General features: G+C 73.6%; 12 protein-coding genes. 6 read left to right on the forward strand and 6 right to left on the reverse strand.

Features of this window, described 5'->3' with window-relative positions; all coding sequences use genetic code 11:
- Positions 1-23 precede the first annotated feature (23 nt).
- The 3 genes from ET495_RS00900 to ET495_RS00910 all read right to left on the reverse strand — a co-directional run bounded on the left by ET495_RS00900 (position 24) and on the right by ET495_RS00910 (position 6,227).
- Complete coding sequence (locus tag ET495_RS00900; protein ID WP_129201863.1) at positions 24-1,421, reverse strand: nicotinate phosphoribosyltransferase; 1,398 nt, start codon at positions 1,419-1,421, stop codon at positions 24-26.
- A 133-nt stretch (positions 1,422-1,554) separates the two neighbouring features.
- A complete protein-coding gene (locus tag ET495_RS00905) occupies positions 1,555-4,023 on the reverse strand; it encodes a glycoside hydrolase family 94 protein (protein ID WP_129201865.1) in 2,469 nt (822 codons plus the stop codon).
- Positions 4,020-6,227 carry an NTP transferase domain-containing protein gene (locus ET495_RS00910; protein ID WP_129201867.1) on the reverse strand — a complete coding sequence of 736 codons (2,208 nt, stop codon included), beginning with the start codon at positions 6,225-6,227 and terminating at the stop codon, positions 4,020-4,022. The genes ET495_RS00905 and ET495_RS00910 overlap by 4 nt, the downstream gene beginning before the upstream one ends.
- Before the next feature lie 89 nt (positions 6,228-6,316).
- Between ET495_RS00910 and clpS the strand changes: the two genes are divergently transcribed.
- From clpS to ET495_RS00935, 5 genes are read left to right on the forward strand one after another with little or no spacing between them, the layout of a single operon-like run.
- Positions 6,317-6,634 (forward strand): ATP-dependent Clp protease adapter ClpS, encoded by a 318-nt coding sequence (gene clpS, locus ET495_RS00915; RefSeq protein WP_129201869.1) that lies wholly within the window; start codon positions 6,317-6,319, stop codon positions 6,632-6,634.
- A complete protein-coding gene (locus ET495_RS00920) occupies positions 6,631-7,473 on the forward strand; it encodes a DUF2017 family protein (protein WP_129201871.1) in 843 nt (280 codons plus the stop codon). Before clpS ends, ET495_RS00920 begins: the two co-directional genes overlap by 4 nt.
- Before the next feature lie 9 nt (positions 7,474-7,482).
- The gene (murI, locus tag ET495_RS00925) at positions 7,483-8,304 is read left to right on the forward strand and encodes a glutamate racemase (protein ID WP_129201873.1); all 822 of its coding nucleotides are present in this window, start codon (positions 7,483-7,485) and stop codon (positions 8,302-8,304) included.
- Positions 8,301-9,155 carry an MBL fold metallo-hydrolase gene (locus tag ET495_RS00930; RefSeq protein WP_129201875.1) on the forward strand — a complete coding sequence of 285 codons (855 nt, stop codon included), beginning with the start codon at positions 8,301-8,303 and terminating at the stop codon, positions 9,153-9,155. Before murI ends, ET495_RS00930 begins: the two co-directional genes overlap by 4 nt.
- A complete protein-coding gene (locus tag ET495_RS00935) occupies positions 9,155-9,610 on the forward strand; it encodes a DUF3054 domain-containing protein (protein WP_129201878.1) in 456 nt (151 codons plus the stop codon). The genes ET495_RS00930 and ET495_RS00935 overlap by 1 nt, the downstream gene beginning before the upstream one ends.
- 184 nt (positions 9,611-9,794) lie before the next feature.
- On the opposite strand, the gene rdgB is transcribed toward ET495_RS00935, so the two are convergent.
- Positions 9,795-10,454 carry an RdgB/HAM1 family non-canonical purine NTP pyrophosphatase gene (gene rdgB / locus ET495_RS00940; protein ID WP_129205814.1) on the reverse strand — a complete coding sequence of 220 codons (660 nt, stop codon included), beginning with the start codon at positions 10,452-10,454 and terminating at the stop codon, positions 9,795-9,797.
- A 2-nt stretch (positions 10,455-10,456) separates the two neighbouring features.
- Positions 10,457-11,215, reverse strand: coding sequence for a ribonuclease PH (gene rph / locus ET495_RS00945; protein WP_129201880.1), 759 nt, complete (start codon positions 11,213-11,215; stop codon positions 10,457-10,459).
- 41 nt (positions 11,216-11,256) lie between these two features.
- On the opposite strand from rph, the gene ET495_RS00950 reads away from it, so the two are divergent.
- Positions 11,257-13,038: an ABC-F family ATP-binding cassette domain-containing protein gene (locus ET495_RS00950; RefSeq protein WP_425471177.1), complete on the forward strand. Its 1,782-nt coding sequence runs from the start codon at positions 11,257-11,259 to the stop codon at positions 13,036-13,038.
- A gap of 9 nt (positions 13,039-13,047) precedes the next feature.
- Here the strand turns inward: ET495_RS00950 and ET495_RS00955 are convergent, their stop codons facing one another.
- Positions 13,048-13,620: an NUDIX hydrolase family protein gene (locus ET495_RS00955; protein ID WP_129201882.1), complete on the reverse strand. Its 573-nt coding sequence runs from the start codon at positions 13,618-13,620 to the stop codon at positions 13,048-13,050.
- Between the last annotated feature and the right edge of the window lie 53 nt (positions 13,621-13,673).

Below are 13,673 nucleotides of genomic sequence, written 5' to 3' on the forward strand. Positions count from 1 at the left end.
CACCGAGAGGCCGCGGGGTCGTCTCAGCGGAGCGTGACCTGCACCGTCGGGATCGCCGGGTCGCCCGCGGACAGCCGTCGCGCACCGCGGGGCAGCTCGGCCCGGGACGCCTGGTGCGCGCGAGCCGCGCTCTCGACGCCGTGCGGCCCGACCCAGCGCGAGTCGACCGCTCCGTCGATGACGAGGGGCACGAGCAGCGGGCGCAGGTCGTCGGTCTCGGGCGACCAGCGGGCGACGGTCTCGTCGTCGCCGCTGACCAGCACCTCCTCGATCGCGCGGCCGTCGGGGCCCAGGCGGCGTGCGGCGCTCTTGCGCCCGCCCTGGCTGGGCTTGCCGGGGGACGTCTTGGCGACGGGCTGCAGCACCCCGGAGGAGTCGGCGCGGGCCACGAGCTTGTAGACCATGCCGCACGTGGGGGCTCCGGAACCGGTCACGAGCGAGGTGCCGATGCCGTAGGAGTCGACGGGCACGGCGGCGAGCGAGGCGATCGCGTACTCGTCGAGGTCGCTGGTCACCGTGATCTTGGTGCCGGTGGCGCCGAGCTCGTCGAGCTGGTGGCGCACCTCGACGGCGAGCCCGCCGAGGTCGCCCGAGTCGAGCCGCACGGCGCCCAGGCCCGTCCCGCCCGCCTGGACGGCGTGGATGACGCCCTGGTGGACGTCGTAGGTGTCGACCAGCAGCGTCGTCCCGGCGCCCAGCGCGGCGACCTGCGCCTGGAACGCGCTGAGCTCGTCGTCGTGCAGCAGCGTGAAGGCGTGCGCGGCGGTGCCGATGGTCGTCAGTCCGTAGCGGTAGCCGGCTTCGAGGTTGGACGTGCCGGCGAACCCGGCGACGACGGCGGCGCGCGCGGCGGCGACGGCAGCCTGCTCGTGCGCGCGTCGCGCGCCCATCTCCAGGCAGGGCCGCCCGAGCGCGGCGGACGTCATGCGTGAGGCGGCGGACGCGATGGCCGAGTCGTAGTTGAGGATCGACAGGATGAGCGTCTCCAGCAGCACGGCCTCGGCGAACGTGCCCTCGACCTGGAGCACGGGCGAGCCGGGGAAGAACGTCTCGCCCTCGGCGTATCCCATGATCGAGCCGGTGAACCGGTAGCCGGACAGGAAGTCGATGGTGCGCGAGTCGACGACGCCGGTCTCCTCGAGGAACGTGAGCTCGGCGTCCTCGAAACGGAACTGCGGCAAGGACTCGAGCACGCGCCCGGTGCCGGCGAGCACCCCGTAGCGGCGACCGGCGGGCAGCCTGCGGGTGAACACCTCGAACACGCAGTGCCGGTGCGCGGTGCCGTTGGCCAGCGCGGCCTGGAGCATCGTCAGCTCGTACTTGTCCGTCAGCAGCGCTGTCGACGGTCGCGTGGTGGGCGGGAGAGCAGCCGGCAGGATGCCGGTGGTCGGGGCTGCGCCGCCCCGCGCGGGCTCGGTCATCGGGCCTTCCAGATCCTCGGAGGGGTCGTTCGGACCCAGGCTAGGACGCCCAGGGCCTCCAGGCAGGCTGAGAGCCCGAAAAAGTCCAATGGATGAACTTCTGAAGGTGCTCGGCCCCTCCGAGGGCGGCGTGTCAGCCCAAGACGACCGCCACCTGGACAGTCGTCCCGGCCGGTGCGACGGGCACCGTCGTCGTGCCTTCGGGCAGCGCGACGCCGTCGACGACGACGGAGCGGACCCCGTGCTCGACGTGCTCGGGGTTGCGCACGGTGATCTCGTAGACCGCCCCGCGCCACTCGCGGCGCACCTCGAAACCGTCCCAGTCCCTCGGGATCGCCGGGTCGACCACGAGGCCGTCGAGGCCCGGGCGCACGCCGAGGATGTACTTGGTCGCGGCCGTGTACATCCACCCTGCCGAGCCCGTGAGCCACGGGTTCTGGCCCAGCCCGAACCGTTCGTGGTCGCGCCCGTAGACGAACTGCACGTACGCGTACGGCTCGGCCTCGCGCACCTCGATCTCGTCGTTCTGGTGGTAGGGCAGGAGCGCGTCGTAGAACTCCATGGCCCGCTCGCCGCGGCCCAGGAGCGCCTCGGCGATGATGGGCCAGGCGTTGGGGTGGGAGAAGATCGCCGCGTTCTCCTTGATGCCCGGGTAGACGCGCGTCAGGAACCCGACGGTGTCGTCGACCTGCGTGAACGCGGGCCAGTTGAGGTGCGTGCCGTAGGGCGAGGCGAGCAGCTCGCGCACCGCGTCCATCGAGGCGACACCACGCTCGCGCGTGGTGATGCCGCCGATCACGGGCCACGCCTGGTGCTCGAGGAAGATGCGGCCCTCGGCGCTGGACGCCGACCCGATGAGGACGCCGTCGCGCGTGATCCCGCGACGCCACCACCGGCCGTCCCACAGCTCGACGTCGGCGACGCGGGCGAGGCGCGTCAGCTCGGCCTCGTAGCGTTCCACCGCGTCGGTGCGGCCCAGCGGGACGGCGAGCTCGAGGTAGGCGCGGATCGCCCACGCGTGCAGGAACGTCACCAGGGCCGTCTCGCCGCCGCCGAGGTTGAGGCCGTCGTTCCAGTCGGCCCGCAGCCCGAGCGCGACGCCGTTGGCACCGATCTGCTGCGACGTGAAGTCGAGCGCTCGCTCCAGGTGCTCCCACACCGTCCCGGGCGTGCCCTCGGCGAACGCGAACGTCTCGCCGAGGAACTCGACGTCGCCGGTCTCCTTGACGTACTCGCAGATGGTCGGCACGAGCCACAGGTGGTCGTCCGAGCAGGTGTCCTCCAGGCCGTGGATGAGCGCGGAGCGGTCCGTCTTCGGCACGATCGTCGGCGACGGGATGTCGGGCAGCTTCGGCGCGTCGGGGTCGAAGTCGGCCGGGTCGAACAGGTGCAGCCCGTAGCCGGCCTCGGTCTGGGCGCGCAGCAGCTCGACGATGCGCTGCCTCGACCTGACGGGGTTGGAGTGGATGACGCTCATGCAGTCCTGGGCCGTGTCGCGGTAGCCCAGGCCCGTGCGGCCGCCGACCTCGACGAACGACGCGAACCGCGACCAGACGACGCACGTCTCGGCCTGCAGCAGCGTCCAGGTGTTGAGCATCGAGTTCATGCCGGCGTGCGGGGTGGTGACCTGCAGCCGCGCCTGCTTGGCCCGCCAGTGGTCCACGAGCGCCGCGTACTCGCCGTCGACGACGGCTGGGTCGGCGTACTTGGCGCGCATCCGCAGCCCGGCCGCGTCGCGCGAGCCGTACCCGAGCACGAAGCTCAGCCGTGCCGTCTCGCCCGGGGCGAGCGTGACCCGGTGGGCCAGCGCGCCGCAGTGGTTCTGCGTCGTGCCCTGGGAGCCGGAGCACCGGCCCGTGGTGACGGCGAGCGGGTTGCGCTCGTCGTGGTAGGGGCCGACGAAGGCGTCGCGCATCGCGTCGAACGAGTCGGCCGGCGCACCGTCGGGGCCGGCCGAGGCGAAGTAGTGGAACGTCCACGGTTCGTAGTACGCGTCGACCTCGATCACGCCGTCGGCGTACGAGGCGCCCTGCGAGTACAGGGACATCTGGAGGTTCTGGTTGTCGACCGTGATGGTGTGGAACGAGAACTCGACGTACCCGGTCACCGTCAGGGTGCGGGGCCGGTCGGTCGTGTTGGTCAGCCGCACGTCCCAGACCTCGGCGTCGTCGTCGAGCGGGACGAACACCGTCTGGGAGGCGTCGATGCCGCGGTAGGTCGACTCGAACCGCGTGTAGCCGGTGCCGTGCGCGCTCGTCCAGCGGCCGGCCGACCCGTCGAGCGGCACGGCCGCGTCGGGGTCGGTCACGAACGGCTTGCCGACCGGCTGCCACGAGACGGACCAGAAGTCGCCCGCGCCGCCGTCGGCCTCCTCGTCACGCACGTAGACGTACTTGCCGGGCCGGTCGAGCGGGACGCCGTTCTGGCGGAACCGCGTGATGCGGCCGGTCTGGGCGGACTTGTAGTACGAGTAGCCGCCGCCGTGATGGGCGATGACGGTGCACAGGTCCTTCGTGCCCAGGTAGTTGGTCCAGGAGACCGGGACGTCGGGTCGTTCGACGACGTACTCGCACGCCGCGTCGTCAAAGCGTCCGTACCTCATGCGGTCACGAATCCCTTCAGCCAGTCGCACAGCTCGCGCGCCTTCTCGGGCGAGTCTGCCTCTGCCACCATGCGGAGCACGGGCTCGGTCCCGGAGAAGCGCAGCAGCGCCCAGCCTCCGTCGTCGAGCATGATCTTGGTCCCGTCCAGGTGCGAGACGCTCGCGACGGGGTAGCGGCCGATGTGGGTGAGCGGCTCGACCGCGAGGCGGCGCGGCACCTCGACGCGCATCTCCGGGGTGGCGGGCACGTCGGCCTCGGCGGTGTACAGGCGGCCGGTGATGTCCCAGATGTGCCGGCGCAGCTCCGAGATGGTCTTGCCGGTGCGGGCCAGCATCTCGGCGACGAGGGCGCACGCGAAGATGCCGTCCTTGCCGAGGATCCATCCGCGCACCGTCAGGCCGCCCGAGGACTCGCCGCCGAGCACGGCCCCGATCTCGTCCATGCCGGCCGTGACGTGCTTGAACCCGACGCGCACCTCGCGCGACTCCTCGCCGAAGTGGGCCGCCAGGCGGTCGAGCAGGTGCGTGGTGGCGAGGTTGCGCACGACGCCGCCGCGCTCGCCGCGCACCTCGTGCAGGTACCAGTACAGGAGCAGCAGCAGGTCGTTGGCGTCGACGTACTCGCCCTTCTCGTCGACGATGCCGATGCGGTCGGAGTCGCCGTCGGTCGCCATGCCGAGGTGGTAGCGGCCTTCGCCTGCCTTGATGAGGCCGATGAGCGTCGACAGCCGCTGGAGGTCGGGGGCGGGGGCGATGCCGCCGAACAGCGGGTTGTGCTGCGCGTGGATGAACTCGGCGCGCACGCGCATGTCGGTGAGGATCGTGCCGAGCGTGGACTGGCTGGTGCCGTACATGGCGTCGACGACGACGCGCAGGCCCGAGCCGCGCACGGCGTCGACGTCGACGATCTTCTCGATCGCGTCGATGTAGGGCTCGTCGAGGTCGGCGTCGACGACGACGCCGGCCTCGCGGGCCCGCGCGAGGTCGAGCGTGACGACGTCGGTGACGCGCAGCGCGTTGGCCTCGTCCTGGTACCGGTCGGTCTCTTCGTCGAGGGGGAGCGACCCGTCGGCGCGGAACACCTTCATGCCGTTCCACTGGGGCGGGTTGTGGCTCGAGGTGATGATGATGCCGTAGGCGGCGCCCAGGTGCGGTGCGGCGAACGTGACCAGGGGCGTGGGGACGTCGTCGCGCAGCAGCGTGACGGGGATGTTGTTGCCCGCGAAGACCTCGGCGGCGGCCTCGGCGGACTCGCGTGACAGGAAGCGCCGGTCGCCGCCGATGACGACGCCCTGGTGCTCGACGCCCTTGCGCGTGACCTCGTTGGCGACGGCCTGGCACAGGCGCCGCACGTTGGCGAGCGTGTAGCCCTCGCCGATGAGGGCGCGCCAGCCGCCCGTGCCGAACACGATCTTCGTGTCGGTGTTCTTGATCGGCCGGAACAGGCGGGCCAGCACGATGTCGGCGGCCTGCGCGAGCTGTGCCGGGGTGTTGATGCCGCGCACCTCGGAGGTGTCGTAGATCTGGTAGGAGTGGATCGACCCGCCGCGCCCGATGATCCGGCGTGCCAGCTCGGTGAGCCGGTGCTCGCCCTCGGTGGCCATCGACTCGAGCTCGCCGAACAGCAGGCCGGGCGCCGCGACGTAGGCGCCCACGTTGAGCTCGCGGCCGGCCGCGACGCCCGTGTGCTCGCGCTGCTCGGCGCGGTCGCGGATCTCGATGATGGGTGAATCGCCCGACGCCGTCGCCTCGCGCACGACCTCGCCGTACTCGCCGTAGGCCGCGGCGTCGTCGACCACGGCGGTGAGGATGGTCAGGTCGGCGCCCTTGAGCGTGAACCGGTGCAGCAGGCCCAGCAGCGAGTCGGGGCGCAGCAGGGGGGTGTCGGCGTAGGCGACCAGGACGCGTGAGGCGCCGAGCCTCTCGACGGCCGCACGCGCGGCGAGCACGGCGTCGCCCGTGCCGCGCGGCTGGGCCTGCTCGACGTAGGCGTACCCGTCGCCGAGCGCCTGACGCACCTCGGTGTCGCCGGGGGACACGACGACGACGACGCGCTCGGGCGCGACGACGCGGGTCACGGTGGCGACGGCGGCCTGGACGACGGTCGAGTCCCCGAGGGGGCGGGTGAGCAGCGCGCGGGAGAGGTCGTCGTGGCCTGCGGCGAGGACGACCGCGGCGGTGTGGTCTGAGCTGTGGGGCGCCATGCGCCTAGATTACGATAGGTTCCTACCAAATACTCGCGGGGTGGACGCGCCCGGCGCACTTCGATCCGTCTCCGTACGCTGTGACGGTGATGGTGACGAGTGCAGAAACCGATGAGCGCACCGCGGAGGAGACCGCGGCCGACACCGTGACCTCGCTCGCCGACCCATGGGTCACCATCGTCTGGAACGACCCGGTCAACCTGATGACCTACGTGACGTACGTCTTCGAGAGCTACTTCGGCTACCCGCCCGACCGGGCGCGCGCCCTGATGCTCCAGGTGCACCACTCCGGCCGCGCCGTCGTCTCGACCGGGCCCCGCGAACGCATGGAGGTGGACGTGCAGGCCATGCACGGGTTCGGGCTGTGGGCCACGATGCAGCGCTCCTCCGAGGGCGGTGCCGCATGACGCCGTTCCGGCGCGCCCCGGGCGGGTACGAGGCCTTCTGGGAGGAGGCCGAGCGACGAGTGCTCGCGGGCATCGCGCGCGAGGTCGCGGCGATGCTGCGCGACCAGGCCGGGCTGCCCGACCCGGACGACGACGACCCGCTCGCCGCCACCGCGCAGAGCACCGGCACGCCCCGCGTGCCCGACGACGACGCCGCGCGCCGCCTGCTGCCCGACGCCTCGCGCGACGACCCGGACGTCGCGGCGGAGTTTCGCCACCTCACCCAGACGGACCTCGCCACGGGCAAGGTGCGCGGGCTCGAACGGTTCGCCGACCTGCTCGACGGGGTCGGGCAGCCCGCTGCCCACCCGCCCCGCGACCCGCTCGCGGGCCTGCTCGACGACGCCTTCGGCGACGAGGGCGACGACCCGTTCGCGGGCGACGAGGACGACGACCCGTTCTCGGGCGTGCTCGGCGGCCCGCTCGGGGACCCGCTCTCCGACGCCCTCGATCCTGGCGACGATGGCGACGATGGCGACGATGGCGACGATGGCGACGACCCCGATGCGGTCGACGGCGATCGCGCCGTCGTCGCCATCTCCCGCGACGACGCGCGCACCGTCGCCGCCGCGCTGACCGACGTGCGGCTCGTCGTCGCCCAGCGCCTCGGGCTGGAGACCGACGACGACGTCGAGGCGATGCACGACGAGGTCTTCGCCGACGTCGTCTCCCCGAACCCCGTGGGCGGCCTCGACCCCGAGGTGCGCCGCTACTGGGGCGGAGTCTTCGTGGCCGCGGGGTTCGCGCAGGAGTCGCTCGTCACGGCCATGCTCGACGACCTGCGAAGCCAGCACCGTTAGGCTGCCCAGGTGCATGGTGATCCTGCGAACGATGCCCCCATCGGCGTGTTCGACTCCGGGGTGGGCGGCCTGACCGTCGCCCGTTCGATCCTCGACCAGCTCCCGCACGAGCAGGTGCTCTACCTGGGCGACACGGCCAACGCGCCCTACGGGCCCAAGCCGCTCGCCGCCGTGCGGGCCATGGCGCTCGCCGTCATGGACCAGCTCGTCGACGAGGGTGTGAAGATGCTGGTCATCGCCTGCAACTCGGCGGCAGCAGTCGCACTGCCGGACGCGCGCGAGCGCTACGAGGTGCGCCGCGGCATCCCCGTGATCGAGGTGATCCGCCCCGCCGCGCGCCGCGCCGTCGTGACCTCGAGGTCGGGGCGCATCGGCGTCATCGGCACCAAGGCCACCATCGACTCGCGCGCCTACGAGGACGCGTTCCACGTCACCCCCGGCCTGGCCATCACGACCCAGGCATGCCCGGAGTTCGTGCCGCTCGTCGAGCGGGGCATCACGTCGGGTCCCGAGATCCTCGACGCCGCGCACCGCTACCTCGACCCCGTGCGGGACGCCGGCGTCGACACGCTCGTGCTGGGCTGCACGCACTACCCGCTGCTCGCAGGCGCCATCGCCTACGCCATGGGCGAGGACGTCACGCTCGTGTCGAGCGCCGAGGAGACCGCCAAGGACGTCTACCGCGTCCTGGTCGCGCGCGGGCTGGAGCGCTCGCCCGAGGCGCCCGAACCGCGGCACCGGTTCCTCTCGACGGGGGACACCGAGTCGTTCGAGCACCTCGCGCGCCGGTTCCTCGGCCCCGAGGTGCGCCTCGTGGAGGCCGCCCGATGAGACTGCGCACGCTCGGCGTCGCGGGGTCGGCGCCACGGCCCGACTCGCCCGCCTCGACCTACCTGGTGCAGGTGCCCGCCGACGTCGTCGCCGCGGGCGTCGCCTCGGGCGTCGTGCCCGCCGACGTCGAGGTGCGTGACTGGAACGTCGTCGTCGACCTCGGCAACGGGGGGTTCGGGTACGTGCAGCGGCACGTCGCTCCGCACGACCTCGATGCCGTCCTGCTCAGCCACCTGCACGCCGACCACTGCGTCGACCTGTCGGTGCTCTTCGTCCATCTCAAGTACCACCCGGAGCGGGGGCTGCGGCGCACCGGCAGGCACCCGGACCTTCCCGTGTACGGGCCGTCCGACGTCGCCGAGCGCGCCGCGCAGATCTACGGGCGCGGCGACGACGAGTCGATGGACGGGATCTTCGACTTCCGGGCGTGGGCCGACGGCGCCGGCGTGCGGATCGGGCCGATCGAGGTCACCCCGCGGCGGGTGTTCCACCCGGTCGAGGCGTACGGCATGCGGATCACCGGCCCGTCGTCGATGCGGCCGGGGGAGCGTGCGGTGCTGGCCTACACGGGTGACACCGACTACTGCGCGAACGTCGTCGAGGTGTCGCGCGGTGCCGGGCTGCTGCTGGCCGAGGCCGCGTTCGTCGAAGGGCGCGACGACCACGTCGAGCCGGGGATCCACCTCACCGGCGCCCGTGCCGGACGCATCGCTGCCGAGGCCGGCGTCGGCCGCCTCGTCCTGACCCACCTGCCGTCGTGGACCGATCCGCGGGTGGTGCTCGCCGAGGCGAGCGGAACGTACGACGGGCCGATCGAGGTCGCCCGGCCCGACGGATCACAGGAGGTCTGATGAGCGAGTCGTCGCCGTCCAGCGGAAAGCCCAGCGGCAAGCCCAGCGGAAAGCCGGCCGGGGCGGAGCCGGTCCCGGGCCCCGTCGTCACCACGGCGCGCGCGGCCGTCTACGACGTCGTGGTGGTGCTCGTCTTCCTGCTGTTCGGCACCGCGAGCCACGACTCCGCGGCCCAGGGGACGAGGCACGTGGTGGCCCTCGGGGCGTCGTTCCTCGTCGCCCTCGCAGTCGGCTGGGCAGTCGCGCGCGCCTGGCGTAGCCCGGCGCGGCCGTGGCCCACCGGCGTGACCGTGTGGCTGAGCACCGTCGTCGTCGGCGTGCTGCTGCGTCGTCTGCTCGTCGAAGGCGCCGGGTTCGGTGCGGGCTTCCTGCTCATCACGACCGGGTTCCTGGGTGTCACGCTCCTGGGCTGGCGCCTGCTCGCACGCCCACCGAAGCGCCGGCCGGCCGCCTGACGGCGCGGGCGGACCGCACCCGCTCACGGCGGGCGCGGCCGGCCACGACTCGAACCACCTGACAACCACCTGACGGCGACGTCTACGACGCCCCTGCGCGGCGACGTCGACGCGTCCCCGCGGGCGCCGGTGGTGGTGGGCGCCCGCCCGAGATCGGTGCCGCGAACCGCGGACGGGCCCGGGGTCAGCCCAGCGCCGCCGCGATGGCCGGCGCCAGCGCGCGGAACGCCTTGCCACGGTGGCTGATCGCGTTCTTCGCCTCGGGGGTCAGCTCCGCGCTCGTGAGGGTGCCGGGCGAGCCGTCCGCCGCCGGGTCCTGCTCGTCGGGCACGAGGATCGGGTCGTAGCCGAACCCGTAGGTGCCGCGTGCCGCAGTGACCAGCACCCCGCGCATCTCGCCGCGGAACACCTGCGTGGCCCCGTCCGGCGTCACCAGGGCCGCCGCGCAGACGAACCCGGCACGCCGGTGCTGCGGGTCGGCGATCGCGTCGAGCTGGGCCAGCAGCAGGTCCAGGTTCGCCTGGTCGTCGCCGTGCCGCCCCGCCCAGCGGGCGCTGAAGATGCCCGGCGCCCCGCCCAGGACGTCGACCGCCAGGCCCGAGTCGTCCGCGACCGCGGGCAGACCCGTCGCCCGGGCCAGCGCCCGCGCCTTGATGAGCGCGTTCTCCTCGAACGTCACACCGTCCTCGACCGGCTCGGGGGCGCCCAGGTCGCCTGCGGTCACGACGGCGCCGTCGGGCAGCGCGTCCAGCCCCGGCTGGGTGCGCAGGATCGCCACCAGCTCGACCAGCTTCTTGCGGTTGTGCGTCGCCAGGACCAGCCGGGCGCCGTCGGGAACGACCACGCTCACCGCGCCGGCTCCTGCGCGAGGGCCGCCCGCTGCAGCTCGGCGAGCCGCGCGTTGCCGGCCACCGCGAGATCCAGCAGCGTGTCGAGCTCGGCACGGTCGAACGGCGCGTGCTCGGCCGTGCCCTGCACCTCGACGAACGTGCCCGAGCCGGTGACGACGACGTTCATGTCGGTGTCGGCGCGCACGTCCTCGACGTACGGAAGGTCGAGCATCGGCACGCCGTCGACGATGCCGACGCTCACGGCCGACACCGAGTCGGTCAGCACCGTGCGCCCGCCCTTGACGTGCCCGTGACGCACCCCCCACGCGACGGCGTCGGCGAGCGCCACGTACGCGCCCGTGATCGCCGCGGTGCGGGTGCCGCCGTCGGCCTGGAGCACGTCGCAGTCGAGCACGATCGTGTTCTCGCCCAGCGCGGCGACGTCGACGACGGCGCGCAGCGACCGGCCCACGAGCCGGGAGATCTCGTGCGTGCGCCCCCCGACGCGACCCTTGACCGACTCGCGGTCCGAGCGCGTGGACGTCGCCCGGGGGAGCATGGCGTACTCCGCCGTGACCCAGCCCTCGCCCGAGCCCTTCTTCCAGCGGGGCACCCCCTCGGTGAACGACGCCGCGCACAGCACGCGTGTGGCACCGAACTCGACGAGCACCGAGCCCTCGGCGGCGTCGAGCCAGCCGCGGGTGATGCGCACCGGGCGCAGCTCGTCAGGGGCGCGCCCGTCGGGGCGGACTGCGGGAACAGCGGGGTTGGTCATGGCGCCCACCCTATGCGCGGGGCGCCGCATAGGGTTGTGCGGTGCACCTGACCGCGACGGATGTCGCCTTCGCGTACCCGCCCGTCGCGGACGACGCCGCGCCCGCCGACGGCCCGCGCGAGCACAACGCCTGGGGCGAGGGGCGCCTGACCCGGTACGAGCGCGCGTCGGCAGAGCGGCGCCGCCGCTCGGGCACCGTGGTCGAGCACGTCACGCTGCGCGTGTCCGACGGCGTCCGGCTCGGCGTCGTCGGCGAGAACGGGTCCGGCAAGTCGACCCTGCTGCACCTGCTCGCCGGCACCCTCACCCCCACGGCCGGGCAGGTGCGCCGGCACGGCACGATCGCCGTCGTCGAGCAGGAGCTGGTCGTGGCTTCCGGGCAGACCGTCGGCGACGTCGTCGCGACGGCGCTCGCGGGCGTGCGCGCGGTCGCGGCCGAGCTGGAGGCCGCGGCTGCGGCGTTCTCCGCGGACCAGGCCGAGGGCGACCTCGACGGGCTCGCCGCGCTGCTGGCGCGCGCCGACCACCTCGCGGCGTGGGACGCCGACCGTCGCATCGACGTCGCCCTCACGCGGCTGGGCGCGCCGCGCGAGCGCGACCGCCTGCTGGAGACCCTGAGCATCGGGCAGCGCTACCGCGTGCGCCTGGCGTGCCGGCTCGCCGAGCGCAGCGACCTGCTGCTGCTCGACGAGCCGACCAACCACCTCGACGACGAGGCCATCGGGTTCCTCACCGAGGAGCTCGCCGCGTGGCGCGGCGGCGTCGTGCTCGTCACCCACGACCGGCAGCTTCTCGACGACGTCGCGACCGCGATCCTCGACCTCGACCCGTCGATGGACGGGCGGCCTGTGCTGTACGGGCAGCCGGGGTACCTCGCCTACCGGTTCGCCAAGTCGCAGGCGCTGCACCGGTGGCGGCAGCGGTACCGGGCCGAGCGCAAGCGGGCCGCGGCGCTCCTGGCCCAGCGGGACCGCACCTACGAGGGGCTGAGCGACGAGTGGCGGCCCCCCAAGGGCTCGCAGAAGCACCGTCGCGGCACACGGGCGCGCACGCACGTGAAGGCCGCGGACCGGCTCATCGAGCGGCTGGAGTCGCAGGCGGTCGAGGTGCCCGTGCCGCCGCTCGAGCTGCGGTTCCCGGACCTGCCGTCGCTCGACCCGGGCTGGGACCCCGCGCAGCCGCTGGTCGAGGTGCGCAACCCGCTGGTCCTGGGCGACCCCGAGCCGGGCGGCGGGGCGCGGCGCGTGCGGCTCGACCTGCCGGGGACGCGCGTCGCGGTGCCGCCGGCGGGACGGCTCCTGGTCGTCGGTGCCAACGGGACGGGCAAGTCGACGCTGCTGGCGGCGCTCAGCGGCCGGCTCCCGCTCGACCGCGGCACGCGCACGGCCGTCGACGGCGTCCGCGTCGGCGTCGTCGGGCAGGAGAACGCCCCGATCGTCGGGCGTGGGCTCGACGACCCGCGCACCCTGACGGGGTTCGACGCCGCCGCCAACGAGGCGCTCGCACTGCTCGCGCGCGGGGCGCTCGACCCCGACCACGTGGTGCCCGTCGCCGCGCTCGGCCTGCTGGCCGAGGAGGACCTCGACCGGCCGCTCGCCGAGCTGTCGGCCGGGCAGCGGCGGCGGTTCGAGCTGGCGCGCACCCTGCTCGCCGCTCCGCATCTGCTCGTGCTCGACGAGCCGACCAACCACCTGTCGATCGACCTGGTCGACGAGCTCACGCTCGCGCTCGCCCGCACCAGCGCGGCCGTCGTCGTCGCGACGCACGACCGCCGCATGCGCGAGGACCTGGCGGACTGGCCCACGCTCGTGCTCGGCGCCTGAGGCGGCCCGTCAGGTCAGCCGGCCCGCCCAGGCCATCGCCTGCCGGACGAGCGCACCCTGCCCGTGGACGAACTCGGCCTGCACGGCGTCGCCGCACGCCTCCTCGGGCGTGAGCCACTCGAGGTCGAGCGCGTCCTGCTGGGGGCGGCAGTCGCCCGTCACGGGGACGACGTACGCGAGCGACACCGCGTGCTGGCGCGGGTCGTGGTAGGACGTGATGCCCGGGGTGGGGAAGTACTCGGCGACCGTGAACGGCTGCGGCGACGGCGGGACCTGCGGCAGGGCGACCGGGCCGAGATCCTTCTCCAGGTGCCGCAGGAGGGCGTCGCGGATCCGCTCGTGGTACAGCACGCGGCCCGAGACGAGCGAGCGGGCCAGGCCGCGCGTCGTCCCCATCCGCAGCAGCAGGCCGACGGCGACGACGTCACCGGACTCGTCGACCCGCACGGGCACGGCATCGACGTACACGAGCGGAAGCTGCGCGCGCACCACCGCCAGGTCCTCGGGCGTCAGCCATCCGGTGGTGCGGGGTGCCGGCGGCTCCCAGTCGTCAGGGGGCGGCAGCTCGGCGGAGGCGGTCACAAGCCGATCCAACCATGCACCGCCCGGCACGCGCCTGGGCGGGCCGGGCGCCT

It is taken from the genome of Xylanimonas allomyrinae, assembly GCF_004135345.1.
GTDB classification, from domain to species: Bacteria; Actinomycetota; Actinomycetes; order Actinomycetales; family Cellulomonadaceae; genus Xylanimonas; species Xylanimonas allomyrinae.